At 59.0% G+C, this 13,761-nt stretch carries 15 protein-coding genes; 10 read left to right on the forward strand and 5 right to left on the reverse strand.

Annotation, left to right across the window (positions count from 1 at the left end):
- Nucleotides 1-516: 516 nt before the first annotated feature.
- From rhtA to TU81_RS26970, 4 genes are all read left to right on the forward strand, one after another.
- Entirely contained in the window at nt 517-1,404 is an 888-nt protein-coding gene (rhtA, locus tag TU81_RS26955; protein ID WP_038982304.1) for a threonine/homoserine exporter RhtA, read from the forward strand.
- A gap of 168 nt (nt 1,405-1,572) precedes the next feature.
- On the forward strand, nt 1,573-1,854 hold the full coding sequence (locus tag TU81_RS26960; protein WP_038982303.1) for a hypothetical protein: 282 nt from the start codon (nt 1,573-1,575) through the stop codon (nt 1,852-1,854).
- A gap of 98 nt (nt 1,855-1,952) precedes the next feature.
- The gene (locus TU81_RS26965) at nt 1,953-2,693 is read left to right on the forward strand and encodes an SDR family oxidoreductase (protein WP_038982302.1); all 741 of its coding nucleotides are present in this window, start codon (nt 1,953-1,955) and stop codon (nt 2,691-2,693) included.
- A gap of 36 nt (nt 2,694-2,729) precedes the next feature.
- Nucleotides 2,730-3,326, forward strand: coding sequence for a 2-hydroxychromene-2-carboxylate isomerase (locus TU81_RS26970; protein WP_048397470.1), 597 nt, complete (start codon nt 2,730-2,732; stop codon nt 3,324-3,326).
- 58 nt (nt 3,327-3,384) lie between these two features.
- Here the strand turns inward: TU81_RS26970 and TU81_RS26975 are convergent, their stop codons facing one another.
- The 4 genes from TU81_RS26975 to TU81_RS26990 form a co-directional block, all read right to left on the reverse strand.
- On the reverse strand, nt 3,385-5,193 hold the full coding sequence (locus TU81_RS26975) for an aminopeptidase P family protein (protein WP_048397472.1): 1,809 nt from the start codon (nt 5,191-5,193) through the stop codon (nt 3,385-3,387).
- Nucleotides 5,194-5,248: 55 nt separating this feature from the next.
- Nucleotides 5,249-6,415, reverse strand: a complete 1,167-nt coding sequence (locus TU81_RS26980) for a cysteine desulfurase family protein (protein ID WP_038982299.1) — start codon at nt 6,413-6,415, stop codon at nt 5,249-5,251.
- 205 nt (nt 6,416-6,620) lie between these two features.
- Nucleotides 6,621-7,235, reverse strand: a complete 615-nt coding sequence (locus tag TU81_RS26985; protein ID WP_038982298.1) for a LysE family translocator — start codon at nt 7,233-7,235, stop codon at nt 6,621-6,623.
- Between the two features lie 101 nt (nt 7,236-7,336).
- Complete coding sequence (locus tag TU81_RS26990; RefSeq protein WP_008075566.1) at nt 7,337-7,606, reverse strand: hypothetical protein; 270 nt, start codon at nt 7,604-7,606, stop codon at nt 7,337-7,339.
- 402 nt (nt 7,607-8,008) lie between these two features.
- Between TU81_RS26990 and msuE the strand changes: the two genes are divergently transcribed.
- The 4 genes from msuE to TU81_RS27010 all read left to right on the forward strand — a co-directional run bounded on the left by msuE (nt 8,009) and on the right by TU81_RS27010 (nt 12,195).
- The gene (gene msuE, locus TU81_RS26995; RefSeq protein ID WP_008006482.1) at nt 8,009-8,572 is read left to right on the forward strand and encodes an FMN reductase; all 564 of its coding nucleotides are present in this window, start codon (nt 8,009-8,011) and stop codon (nt 8,570-8,572) included.
- Between the two features lie 10 nt (nt 8,573-8,582).
- A complete protein-coding gene (gene ssuD, locus TU81_RS27000) occupies nt 8,583-9,728 on the forward strand; it encodes an FMNH2-dependent alkanesulfonate monooxygenase (protein ID WP_048397477.1) in 1,146 nt (381 codons plus the stop codon).
- A 130-nt stretch (nt 9,729-9,858) separates the two neighbouring features.
- Nucleotides 9,859-11,067 (forward strand): acyl-CoA dehydrogenase family protein, encoded by a 1,209-nt coding sequence (locus TU81_RS27005; RefSeq protein ID WP_161794739.1) that lies wholly within the window; start codon nt 9,859-9,861, stop codon nt 11,065-11,067.
- Nucleotides 11,068-11,091: 24 nt separating this feature from the next.
- Nucleotides 11,092-12,195: a sigma-54 interaction domain-containing protein gene (locus TU81_RS27010; protein ID WP_048397479.1), complete on the forward strand. Its 1,104-nt coding sequence runs from the start codon at nt 11,092-11,094 to the stop codon at nt 12,193-12,195.
- Here TU81_RS27010 and TU81_RS27015 read toward each other — a convergent pair.
- Nucleotides 12,192-12,557 (reverse strand): antibiotic biosynthesis monooxygenase, encoded by a 366-nt coding sequence (locus TU81_RS27015; protein WP_038982293.1) that lies wholly within the window; start codon nt 12,555-12,557, stop codon nt 12,192-12,194. The genes TU81_RS27010 and TU81_RS27015 overlap by 4 nt on opposite strands.
- A gap of 94 nt (nt 12,558-12,651) precedes the next feature.
- Between TU81_RS27015 and soxR the strand changes: the two genes are divergently transcribed.
- Nucleotides 12,652-13,101, forward strand: coding sequence for a redox-sensitive transcriptional activator SoxR (gene soxR, locus TU81_RS27020; protein ID WP_048397492.1), 450 nt, complete (start codon nt 12,652-12,654; stop codon nt 13,099-13,101).
- 131 nt (nt 13,102-13,232) lie between these two features.
- On the forward strand, nt 13,233-13,691 hold the full coding sequence (locus tag TU81_RS27025) for a VOC family protein (RefSeq protein WP_048397497.1): 459 nt from the start codon (nt 13,233-13,235) through the stop codon (nt 13,689-13,691).
- Nucleotides 13,692-13,761: the final 70 nt, after the last annotated feature.

Below are 13,761 nucleotides of genomic sequence, written 5' to 3' on the forward strand. Positions count from 1 at the left end.
AAGAGCGGTTGGTTAAGATCTTTCGTCTCAACCGAGGCGCGCATTCTACAGCAGCCTCTGTTGCTGTCAAGCGGTTATTTTCAGAAGTTTTCGAAGAATTCTTCAACAACTTCAACCACTTGCGCTTCCGATCTCTCGTTAGCGGGAGGCGAATTCTACAGCGTTACACGCTGCTGTCAACACCTCTTTTTCTCCGCTTTCGACCGAGATGATCGAACCGTCAATAAGGCAAAAACACACTGCCTTACCAACTCCTTCTGGCTTCGATGAACTGAAGCGTAACCGCTGCCGAAAACTGCTTAACTCTTTGTTTACCAAGGAGTTTTCCGTTTCGACTGCGCCGGAAGTGGGGCGAATTATAGACTTCCAGAATCTGCCGTCAACCCCTGATTTGGTTTTTCTATCAGGATGCTCAAAATCCCTGCTTATATATAGACGCGCCCGCAACGAATGCGCAGTATATTGCCCAACACATACAACAATACTCTCGCTTGCTACTTCGGACGATGCCACGCAATGAATGACCACCCCCGCAGCCTTGCCTCGACTCTGTTCTCGGTTGGCCTGCTCTTGATAGCCATGGCATCGATCCAGTCCGGAGCTTCCCTGGCCAAAAGCATGTTCCCGGTTGTTGGTGCTCAAGGAACGACCACCCTGCGACTGATCTTTGCCAGTGTGATCATGCTGCTGCTGTTGCGCCCATGGCGAGCGAAGCTCACCGCGAAATCCCTGCGCACGGTTATCGTCTACGGGATGGCGTTGGGCGGCATGAACTTCCTCTTCTATATGTCCTTGCGCACTGTCCCTCTGGGTATCGCTGTAGCCCTGGAGTTCACTGGCCCATTGGCTGTCGCTATTTATGCCTCACGTCGAGCGATCGATTTTCTGTGGATCGCTCTGGCAGCCTTGGGTTTACTGCTATTGATTCCAATAGGCGCCACGAGCGCGGGCATCGATCTGGTCGGCGCAGGTTATGCCCTGGGTGCTGGTGTCTGCTGGGCACTATACATTCTGTTCGGTCAGAAGGCCGGTGCTGATAATGGGGTGCAGACCGCAGCATTGGGCGTCATGATTGCCGCCCTGTTCGTAGCGCCTATCGGCATTGTCCACGCTGGCGCCGCGTTACTGACACCCTCATTGATTCCGGTGGCCATCGGCGTCGCCATTCTGTCCACCGCCCTGCCCTATACCTTGGAGATGGTCGCCCTCACACGGATTCCAGCCCGGACCTTCGGTACGTTGATGAGCATCGAACCTGCGATCGGCGCGCTGTCCGGCCTGTTGTTCCTCCAGGAATACCTTTCCCTGTCACAGTGGATGGCTATCCTGTGCATCATTCTGGCTTCCGTCGGCGCGACCTTGACCATGGGGAGTACCGCCAAGCCTGCGGTCGCAGCGGATTGAAACAAGATTGACGAAGGTCTGGTATTTGCCGCTCAATTAGGCCATGTTTAGGCTACGTAACTCAGTGTCAGACATGGATTTTTTCAGATAGGGATATCAGAACGCTTCAAGCAAAAGCGAATGCAGGCAGACCCAGGCACAGATCCGGGGCCGCTATTAAGGACAGCAATGAAACGAATTTTGATACTGATCGCCGTACTTGCAATTGCGGGCTGCGCGGCGACCTCCAAACCCCAGACGAAACACGGCAAGAGAGGGCTGCATATCAACTGTTCCGGGCTCTCGTCCTCGTGGGACAAGTGCTACACCAGCGCCGCCAATTCATGTGCGCCCAAGGGATACAAGGTCATCGCCAAGTCAGGGGATGCAGTGGAAGAGCCCGGCGACTATCCGTTCGGCCTCAACCCTGCCGGCTATACCAGCCGCAGCATGATCGTCATCTGCAAGTAACCCTTCCTTTCTATCGGGCTTGCGTAGCCCGATAGGCGCTTCGCCCGGATGCTGCTAACGTTCGTCAGTCAATGACCGTTCAGCAAAGGGCCATATCCATGACCACCGCTATCAATAACAAGAAAATCGTATTGGTCGTCGGCGCAGGCGATGCCACCGGCGGCGCCATCGCTAAACGTTTTGCCCGTGAAGGTTATATCGCCTGCGTCACACGTCGCAGCGCAGACAAACTCCAGCCATTAGTAGCGTCCATCACAGCCAGTGGCGGCGAGGCTCACGGTTTTGCCTGCGATGCGCGTAATGAAGAAGACGTGATAGCGCTCATCGAGCAGATCGAAACCGAACTCGGCCCCATCGAAGCGTTCGTCTTCAATATCGGCGCCAATGTGCCGTGCAGCATCCTCGAAGAAACCGCCCGCAAGTATTTCAAGATTTGGGAAATGGCCTGTTTCTCAGGGTTTCTCAACGCTCGTGAAGTGGCCAAGCGCATGGTCACTCGCCAACGGGGCACGATCCTGTTCACTGGCGCCACTGCTGGTTTGCGCGGCGCCGCGGGTTTCGCCGCCTTTGCCGGTGCCAAGCACGGGATTCGGGCCCTAGCGCAAAGCATGGCCCGCGAACTGGGACCGATGAACATCCATGTCGCCCACGTCGTAGTGGATGGCGCCATCGACACCGACTTTATCCGCGACAACTTTCCGGAAAAATACGCGACCAAGGATCAGGACGGCATCCTCAATCCCGAGCACATTGCCGACAACTATTGGTACCTGCACAGCCAGCCACGAGACGCCTGGACCTTCGAGCTGGATCTGCGCCCATGGAACGAACGCTGGTAAGCCCTCCCCTACAGCAATAAGAAGAGCACATCGACCATGAGCAAAACCGTGGAGTTCTTTTTCGACCTCGGCAGCCCCGCCACTTACCTGGCCCATACCCAACTGCCGAAGATCTGCAAACAGACCGATAGTCAGCTGATCTACAGACCGATGCTGCTGGGTGGCATCTTCAAAGCTACCGGCAATGTTTCTCCCATCACCGTACCGGCCAAGGGTCGCTACATGTTTCAGGACCTGGACCGCTATGCCAAACGCTATGGCGTACCGCTGAAGTTCAACCCGAACTTCCCGATCAATACCCTGATGCTGATGCGCGCTGTCACGGGTATGCAACTGCACCATCCCGAACGCTTTCAGGCGTTTATCGATTGCCTGTTTCACGCCCTTTGGGTTGAAGGATGCAGCCTCGATGATCCAGCGACTGTTGCCGCCGTGCTGACGCAAAACGGTTTTGATCCGAATGAAGTGCTGGCGCTGACCGCCGATGAGGCCGTCAAAGCCACCCTCAAGGAAAACACCGAGGAAGCGGTGCAACGCGGTGTATTCGGTGCGCCGAGCATGTTTGTCGGTGATCAGCTGTTCTTCGGCCAGGATCGGCTGGACTTCGTCCTTGAAGCCCTGCGTACGCAATAGCCAGCGCCTGCCTATGACCTGAGCCTGGCGCTGGAGACAGCGCCTGGACTCAAACCGCTCAAATAGCCGCGGTTCGGGTGTTCAACCATTCAAGGGCCGGACCGTCGAGCAACGGGCTCAAGCGTTCACGCACCTCGGCGTGATAGCCGTTGAACCACTGCTTCTCATCTTCGGTCAGCAGCGATGGTTCCAGGCAACGGGTGTCGATCGGGCACAAGGTCAGGGTTTCGAATTTCAGGAACTCACCGAATTCGCTCTTGCCTGCTTCACGATTCAACACCAGATTCTCGATCCGCACACCCCAGCGACCTGGACGATAAGTGCCCGGCTCGATGGACGTGATCATGCCCGGCTGCATCGCGGTTTGTGGTGCCGCCGCAGCCTGATAGGCGATGACTTGCGGGCCTTCGTGAACATTGAGGAAGTAGCCGACGCCGTGACCGGTGCCGTGGCCGTAGTCGACGCTTTCGGCCCAGATCGGTGCGCGAGCAATAGCGTCCAGCAACGGCGACAGAATGCCTCGTGGGAACTGTGCACGGGAGAGTGCAATCACGCCTTTGAGCACTCGAGTGCAATCGCGCTTCTGCTCGCCAGTCGGCGTACCCACCGGCACCATTCGGGTGATGTCGGTGGTACCGCCCAGGTATTGGCCGCCGGAGTCGATCAGCAACAGGCCGTCACCCTCGATCACCGCGTGTTCTTCTTCGGTGGCGTGGTAGTGCGGCATCGCACCGTTGGCGTTAAACGCGGCAATGGTGTTGAAGCTCAGCGACACATAATCCGGGCGGCGGGTACGCGCCGCGGTCAGGTGTTCGTCGATGGTCAATTCGGTGATGCGCTCACGCCCCAAGGCCACTTCCAGCCAAGCGAAGAATTCGCACAGCGCCGCGCCGTCCTGCTCCATGGCCCGACGTATGTGCTCGGCATCGGCCAGGCTTTTCTGCGACTTGGCCAGGGTGGTCGGGTTCAGGCCTTCGAGCAGTTTCACGCCGCTGTTCAGGTTATCCAGCAGACCGGCCGTGACCCGCGCCGGATCGACTTGCAGGCTCTCGCCGCTCGGCACAGCGCGCAAGGCGGCGGTTACTTCGCTGTAATCGCGCAGGGTCACGCCATCCTGTTCGAGAATGGCGCGCAACTCGGCGCTCACTTTGCTCAGGGCGACGAACAAGGTGGCCTGCTGTTGGCTGATCAGGGCGAAGGACACGAACACCGGATTGAACGACACATCGCCGCCGCGCAGGTTGAACAGCCAGGCGATGTCATCGAGGGTGGCGATGAAGTGCCAGTCGGCACCGCGCTCTTTCAGCACCTCACGCAGTTTGGCGAGTTTTTCGCCACGGCTGACCGTCGCCTGAGGCGGCAAGTGTTGGTAGATCGGCTCGTTCGGCAGACTCGGACGGTCACTCCAGACTTCACTCAGCAGATCGATATCGGTACGCAGACGTGCGCCGCGCTCTTCGAGTCTGCTGCTCAAAGTACGCGCCGAGGCCACAGCCATCACCGCGCCATCGACTGCGACGACACCGCCTTCAGGGGTTTGCTCGGCCAGCCAATCGAGCGGGCCGGGTTGACCCGGTTGCAGCTTCACCAGTTCGATGCCGCTGCCCTTGAGCTCCTTGCTCGCTTGTTCCCAATAGCGGCTGTCGGCCCAGACACCGGCAAAATCCGGCGTGACGATCAGCGTGCCCACCGAGCCATGAAAACCTGACAGCCACTGCCGTCCCTGCCAATAGCCCGGCAGGTATTCCGACAGGTGCGGGTCGGCCGACGGCACCAGTAGAGCATGAATGCCCTCCCGGCTCATCAGCTCGCGGGTTTGCGCCAGGCGCTGGGGTACCAATCCATTGGTCAAAGGCTGTGTACTCATCGTGTCTCCTGCTAACCACTCATCATTATTATTCGGTGCCGATCGGAGTCGGCGCTTAAGGACCTGTCGCCCAGAATGCCGGAGCACTGGCGCAAGTTGCCTTAATCAGGTGTACCGCTTGATCGATATCCTGTTCGGTGGTGAAACGCCCCAGGCTCAAGCGAATGGTGCGACTGGCCGAGCGTGCGTCATGCCCCAGGGCCAGCAACACATGGGACGGCGCATTGCTGGCGGAATTACAGGCCGAGGTCGCGGAAAACGCGATCGAGGTGCTCAACGCCGCGGAACTGAACTCGCCTTCATTGAAAGTCAGGCTCAAGGTATGGGGAATGCGCTGGGTCGGGCTGCCATTGAGACGCACGCCGGGAATGCTCAGCAGCGGCTCGAGCAAGCGTTCACGCAGACGCGCGATGGTGGCTTTTTCTTCATCGAACAAGGTGGCCGCCAACGCGAAGGCTGCCCCCATGGCGGCAATCTGGTGCGTCGCCAGAGTGCCGGAACGCAACCCGCCCTCGTGACCGCCACCGTGGATCTGCGCCTGCAGACGCTGCTGCGCACGAGGACCGACATACAGCGCGCCGATGCCTTTGGGACCGTAGACCTTGTGCGCCGAGAACGACATCAAATCCACCGGCCACCGGGCCAGATCGATCGCCACTTTGCCCGCGCCCTGGGCCGCATCGACATGGAACAACGCATCGCGATCACGCACCACCTGGCCGATGGCCGGGATGTCGTTGATGGTGCCCAGTTCGTTATTGACCAGCATCAACGACACCAGAAAGGTGTCCTCACGCATCGCTTCGCTGACCGCTTGCGGGGTAATCAGGCCTTCGGCATCGGGCACCAGATACGTCACCGCAACGCCTGCGTCCTGCAATTGTTTTGCAGTGTCGAGAATCGCTTTGTGTTCGATCTGGCTGGTGATGATGTGGCCGCCGGACACACCGCGGGCCTGGGCCACGCCCTTGAGGGCAAGGTTGTTTGATTCGGTGGCGCCGGAGGTCCAGACGATCTGCTCCGCCTGGGCACCCACCAATTCGGCGACCTGACGCCGTGCTTGCTCGACCGATTGCCGGGCCTGCTGGCCGAAGGCGTGGGAACTGGACGCTGGATTGCCGAAGTTACCGGTGAAACCCAGACACTCGACCATGACCTTGATGACCCGCTCATCCACCGGCGTGGTGGCGGCGTAGTCGAAATACAACGGACGTTTATTCATAAAGGACTCGCAGAGCGTGTTCCGGGATCAGGAAGCTCGTCACTGGAAGTTTCAAAGCGCCGCCTCATGAGCGACGCCGAATTTTCAGAACGACAGCAATACCTGATCGGAGGCCATTAAAGAAGAACAACTTCATTTAAAAGTGCGTAGGAACGCTCCTGAAGTCGAGCTTAACAGGCATCGGGCCACCGGATGAAGCAATGCGTCAGCCAAAGCTTTCGAGCAATAACGGATACAGCGAAGCCACCAACAATAAGGCCATGCCCCAGTTGAACAGCCGCAACCAGCGGCGATCGCGCAGCACATTGCGCAACAGCGTGCCGCAACCGGCCCACACCCCGACGCTTGGCAGGTTGATCAAGGCGAAAACCGCGGCAATCACAATCACGTTGGTGAAATAGCCCTGCATCGGCGTGTAGGTGCTGATGGCACCGATGGCCATGATCCAGGCCTTGGGGTTGACCCATTGAAACGCTGCCGCACCTAGATAACTGATCGGCCTGCCCTCGCCCTGTGCACCCTCGGCTACCGGCCCGGAATGAGCAATCTTCCACGCCAGGTACAGCAAATACGCCGCGCCGACATAGCGCAACACGGTGTAAAGCATTGGATAGGTTTGAAACACCGTGCCCAGGCCGAAACCGACAGCGACTACCAGGACGAAGAAGCCGCAGGTAATGCCCAGCATGTGGGGAATGGTGCGGTGAAAGCCGAAATTCACGCCAGAGGCCAGCAACATGGTGTTGTTCGGGCCGGGGGTGATCGAGGTGACAAGGGCAAACAGGGCAAAGCCCAGCAGCAGGTCGAGCGAGAGTGTCATGGGTGGCAGTCCATCAGGGTCAGTCAGGTATTGACCCTATCGCACGCCTTGAGGGAAACCCATGGACAGTTGCGTGAAAGTTCGAGCAGTACAGTTGTCGCTCAGCTTTGGCGGCCGTGCAGCTGTACTGCGCGTTCGGCGTTCATCTCACCTTGTTTGTCGAAACTGAACGATTTTGCCGGCTGGCCGAGCAATTCGGCTTTCTTCGCATGGTACTCGTCGAAGGACAAGCCACGACGATTCAGGGCCTCCAGCGCCAGTTCCCGGGTTTCTTCAGCGGTGTAGGGCCGCAATTCCGGTGAAACATGGCTGGCACATCCGGCGAGAACGGAGATGGCGAGCAACAAGAAAGTGGCAAGTAGAGATTTCATTTCGGGCGTCCGGTGATCTGTGTTTGGGGCAATGAACACAGGCTACTCGTGCCGCTCGAAGGGTAGAAATCAACGCTCTCGATAGTCGCTATCGACTTTGGTAAACGCGGCTCCGATTGCCGACCTCATATTTCCCAATGATCTATAAATATTAATTTATGGTCTTTTGCGGAATAACAGAGAGCCTTTATAAACAACTCCATCGCCTCACGCACTGTTGCCCACGCAACTGTTTGCCTGGCAACAGTCAATCAACAAACACCCGGTCAAATCGAACAGCGCCTGCCAACAACCGCGCTGAAAGCCACGGGAAACGGGGTTCCCAAGGATTGGTACAGCTCTTGCTCAACTCCGGTGACTCATCACTGCTCGCTGAGCAACTGTTTAAAAAAGGAACTGATCATGTCGCGTCCATTGAAAGTCGTTGCCCTCTCCGGCGGTACCTGGCGTCCGTCTCGCACTTTGGTGTTGACCCAGGCGCTGTTGGCCGAACTGGCCGAGCAGTTGCCAATCGAAAGCAAGCTGATCGAACTGGGCGATATCGCTCGACCACTAGGCGCCGCGCTGTCGCGTCAGGAACTGAGCGCCGACATCGAAGCCGAGCTGCAAGCGATCGAAAGCGCCGATTTGCTGATCGTCGCCGCGCCGGTTTATCGCGGCTCCTACCCGGGCCTGCTCAAGCACCTGTTCGACCTGATCGACCTCAACGCGCTGATCGACACTCCGGTGCTGCTGGCTGCCACCGGTGGCAGCGAACGTCATGCGCTGGTGCTCGATCATCAGTTGCGGCCGCTGTTCAGTTTCTTCCAGGCCCTGACCTTGCCGATTGGCGTCTATGCCACCGAAGCCGACTTCTCCAATTACCAAATAACCAGTGAGCCCTTGAAGGCCCGCATTCGTCTTGCTGCAGAACGCGCGGCGCCGTTGTTCGGCGTGCACCCCAAAAATCTGCTGAAAATCGCTTAAGGATCTCTTCATGGATGTTTTCTGGTTTCTGCCGACCCACGGCGACGGCCATTACCTGGGCACCACTCAGGGCGCCCGCCCGGTGACCCTCAACTATTTGAAACAAGTGGCCCAGGCTGCCGACAGTCTCGGTTACCACGGCGTGCTGATTCCTACCGGGCGTTCCTGCGAGGATTCGTGGGTGATTGCCTCGGCCCTGGTGCCGCTGACCGAACGCCTGCGGTATCTGGTCGCGATTCGTCCGGGGATTATTTCGCCGACGGTCTCGGCACGGATGGCCGCGACGTTGGATCGACTGTCTGGCGGCCGCTTGCTGATCAATGTGGTAACCGGCGGCGACCCGGATGAAAACCGTGGCGACGGCAGTTTTCTCGATCACAGCGAACGCTACGAAGTCACCGACGAATTCCTGAAGATCTGGCGCCGCGTGCTGCAAGGCGAATCGGTGGATTTTGAAGGCAAACACCTGCGAGTGCAGAACGCCAAAGCGCTGTATCCACCGGTGCAGAAACCTTATCCGCCACTGTATTTCGGTGGCTCGTCCGAGGCCGCTCATGACCTGGCTGCCGAGCAGGTCGATGTTTACCTGACGTGGGGCGAGCCACCCGCCGCAGTGGCTGAAAAACTCGCCGATGTTCGAGAGCGCGCGGCGCGAAACGGTCGCACGGTGAAGTTCGGGATTCGCCTGCATGTGATCGTGCGCGAGACGGCCGAAGAGGCCTGGAAAGCCGCGGACAAACTCATCGAGCACATCAGCGACGAGACCATTGCTGCCGCGCAAAAGTCGTTTTCGCGATTTGATTCCGAAGGCCAGCGACGCATGGCCGCACTGCATGACGGCCGTCGCGACAACCTGGAAATCTCGCCCAACCTGTGGGCCGGTGTAGGTCTGGTACGCGGCGGGGCCGGGACTGCGCTGGTGGGTGACCCGCAGCAAGTGGCGGCGCGGATCAAGGAGTATGCGGATCTGGGAATCGAGAGTTTCATCTTCTCCGGCTACCCGCATCTCGAAGAGGCTTATCGCTTTGCCGAACTGGTGTTCCCGCTGCTGCCCGAGCCGTATGCCAGCCTGGCCGGACGTGGCGTCACCAACCTCACCGGGCCGTTTGGCGAAATGATCGCCAATGATGTGCTGCCGGCCAAAGCCACGGCCTGAAAACCTCCCCTACTGATCGTTCCCATGCTCTGCGTGGGAATGCAGCCCGTGACGCTCCGCGTCACTGGACGCGGAGCGTCCCTAGAGGCATTCCCACGCAGAGCGTGGGAACGATCAATCACAGTGGTCCATGACATATAGGAAATTCCGCGTGACTGCCAAGCCGCTAAGCGCCCTGTTGCCCCCCTTACAGACCGCCCGCCAGCTGGCCGCCGAGTTTGCCCTGACCGCTGTCGAGCGCGATGAACGCGGCGGTACGCCGAAAGCCGAACGTGATGCCTTGCGCCACAGCGGCCTGCTCGCTTTAAGCATTCCCGTCCAGTACGGCGGTCTCGGCGCCAGCTGGAGCGAAACCCTGAACATCGTGCGCGAGTTCGCCAAGGTCGACAGTTCGATCGCTCACGTCTTCGGCTTTCATCACCTGATGCTCGCCACCGTGCGCCTGTTCGCCCGACCGGATCAATGGCAACCGTGGTTTGAACAAACCGCGCGCAAGAACTGGTTCTGGGGCAACGCCCTCAACCCGCTGGACACCCGCACCGTGGTGAAAGACCTCGGAGGCTGGCGCGAGTTTTCCGGCAAGAAGAGCTTCTGCTCCGGCGCCAGCGACTCGGAAATGCTGATCGCCTCGGCCGTCGATGAAAGTGCCGGCGGCAAGCTGTTGATCGCCGCGATTCCCAGTGGGCGCAGCGGTATCACGCTGCACAACGACTGGAACAACATGGGGCAGCGCCAGACCGACAGCGGCAGCACCACGTTTGAACGGGTGCGGGTCGAAGAGTCGGAATTACTGCTTGACCCCGGTCCGTTGAGCACGCCGTTCGCCTGCTTGCGCCCCTTGATTGCCCAGCTCACATTCACCCATATGTTCCTCGGCATTGCCGAAGGCGCTTTCGAAGAGGCGCGGCAATACACCCTCACCGAAACCCGTCCGTGGCACAAATCCAGTGCTGCGGATGTGCGGGAGGATCCTTATGTGCTCGGCCATTACGGCGAATTCTGGGTGGCACTGGAAGGTGTTCGATTACTGGTGCAACGCGCCGCCGAGTTGCTCGACAAAGCCTGGGCCAAGGGCTCGACTCTGAGCGCCGAGGAACGCGGACATCTGGCCACCGCCATCGCCACCGCCAAGGTCGCAGCGACGCGCAATGGCCTGGAACTGTGTAGCCGTTTGTTCGAAGTGACCGGCGCCCGCTCGACTCACGCCTCACTGCGACTGGACCGCCACTGGCGCAACTTGCGTACGCAAACCCTGCACGATCCGGTGGATTACAAACTCCATGAACTGGGTGACTGGGCGCTGAACCAGTCCCTGCCGATCCCGACCTTCTATTCCTAGCCTTTCACTCATGGAGCCTGCCCCATGCAACTGCTGACCTTACCGCCCTCGCCCGCGCTGGCCACCTCGATTCGCGCCACGGCACAGGTGTTCGAAGACCCGAAATCCCAAGCCCTGCTGGCGCACTTGCAGCAGGTCGCGCCGAGTGAAGCCAGCGTGCTGATCATCGGTGAAACCGGCACCGGCAAGGAGCTGGTGGCGCGGCACATCCACAACCTCAGCGCCCGGCGCAACCGGCCGTTCATGGCGGTGAACTGCGGCGCATTCTCCGAGTCGCTGGTGGAGGCCGAGTTGTTCGGCCATGAAAAAGGCGCCTTCACCGGCGCGCTCAGCGCTAAGGCCGGCTGGTTCGAAGAGGCCAATGGCGGAACCTTGTTCCTCGACGAAATCGGTGATTTGCCAATGGCGATTCAGGTGAAATTGCTGCGGGTGCTGCAGGAGCGCGAAGTGGTGCGCCTGGGTTCGCGCAAGAGCATTCCCATCGATGTGCGAGTGCTGGCGGCGACCAACGTGCAGTTGGAAAAAGCCATCAACGCCGGGCACTTTCGCGAGGACCTGTATTACCGCCTCGACGTGGTCAGCCTGGAACTGAGCCCGTTGCGCGAGCGCCCCGGAGACATCCTGCCGCTGACCCGGCATTTCGTCGAAGCCTACAGCCAGCGCTTGGGTTACGGCAGCATCACCATCAGCAAAGAGGCCGAACACAAACTGCGCAGCTACAGTTGGCCGGGCAATATCCGTGAGCTGGAAAACGTCATTCACCACACGTTGTTGATCTGCCGCAACAGTGTGATCGAGCGCGACGACTTGCGCCTGTCGAACATGCGCATCGAGCGTCAGGACGACCACCACGCCAACGTCGACGACTCACCGGAAGCCTTGCTTGATCGGGCCTTTCAAAAGCTCTTCGAGGAACAGGCCGGCGCGCTGCACGAGAAAGTCGAAGATGCATTGTTGCGGGCAGCCTATCGCTTCAGCCACTACAACCAGGTGCATACCGCTGCCCTGCTGGGGCTGAGCCGCAACGTAACCCGCACTCGGCTGATCAAGATCGGCGAACTGGCGGTGAATAAACGCCGGCCCACGGAGAACCTGCAGGGCGAGCGTTTGATGCAGTTGTCGATCTAGCCGATCAGCGTGCAGTGCAGCGCGTTGTCGTGACTAAGCGCCAGGCTATGCAGCACCTGAAATGAGCCGAAGGTCACGGTTTTCGCCCGATGGGCGCGAATCAGCTGCCAGAAATCCTGCTCGCCGCTCTCGAAGCTCTGAAAGGCGGCTTCTCCGGCTTCGCGGGATTGCCATTGCAGGTAGTTGAGCACCCGCCGGCCATCGTCGCTGGCCTGGATGTTGGCACTCAAGAAACCTGGGTAGCCTTGGGCCAGACGTTCAGTGTGCGCCGACAGCGCCGACACCAGCGCGGCTTGCTGACGGGGTTCGATTTCGAATTCGATCAGTTGGGTGAAGCTGCGATTCTTCTCTGGCGCGTGCATGAATAGTCCCCACTCACTGTAAGCCGGATCTTGCGATCCGAAGGCCTGCAGGGTAAAACCTCGAGCTAACTAGAGGTCAAGGGGCATTTTTTAAATGATCACCTCGCAAAACCTGCATAAAGAACTGACCGTCGGCCAAGTGGCCGCCCGCAGTGGTGTAGCGGTCACGGCGCTGCACTTTTATGAGTCCAAGGGCCTGATCAAAAGCAACCGCAACCAGGGCAATCAGCGGCGTTATCCGAGGGAAGTGTTGCGCCGGGTGGCGCTGATCAAAGTGGCTCAGCGTTTAGGGATTCCGTTGGCGGAGATTGGCGAGGCGTTGAAATCCCTGCCGGATAACCGTGCACCGACGGCGGCGGACTGGAAAGTGTTGTCGGCGCAGTGGAGCCGGGATCTGGATGAGCGGATCAATCAGCTGACCCTGCTGCGGGACAGGCTCAATGGGTGCATCGGGTGTGGATGTCTGTCGATGGAGGCGTGCCCGCTGCGTAACTTTGGTGATGTGTTGGGTGAGCAAGGGCCGGGGGCGCAGCTACTGAAATGATCGATTGATAGCTGAACAGTGGCACTGCTGCTCGTCGGGCACTCGGTTGCGGGAAAAGGGGCTGACCTATAGTTATTCGACCGGAAATCGGCGAAGGAACACCTTAACCTCACAAAAAAAGGAGAACCGTCATGAGCGTAAAACCTATTCCAGAGGGTTATCACAGCATCACCCCTTATCTGGGCATTCAGAAAGCTGCCGAAGCCATCGACTTCTACAAGAAAGCCTTTGGCGCCACCGAAGTCATGCGCCTTGCCATGCCCGATGGCGGCATCGGGCATGCCGAGCTGCGTATCGGCGACTGCCCGATCATGCTTGGCACACCTTGCGACCAGGGCCCCTTGAGCAACCCGGATCAATCGCCGTCCGTGGGGCTGCATCTGTATGTGAACGATGTGGACAAGTCCTTTAAACAGGCCATTGATGCAGGGGCCACGGTGGTGTCCGAGGTCAAGGACCAGTTTTATGGCGACCGTTCGGGGACTTTGAAGGATCCCTACGGGCATTTGTGGTTTCTGGCCACGCGCAAGGAGGATTTGACTCAGGAACAGATCGAACAGCGGGCGAAGGAGATGTTTAAGCAGGGTTGAGTTTTTCAGTGAATGTTCGAGCCCCTTCGCGAGCAAGCCCGCTCCCACATTCGACCGAGTTCTATCTGAA

Origin of the sequence: Pseudomonas lini (genome assembly GCF_001042905.1) — a bacterium.
Lineage (GTDB): Bacteria > Pseudomonadota > Gammaproteobacteria > Pseudomonadales > Pseudomonadaceae > Aquipseudomonas > Aquipseudomonas lini.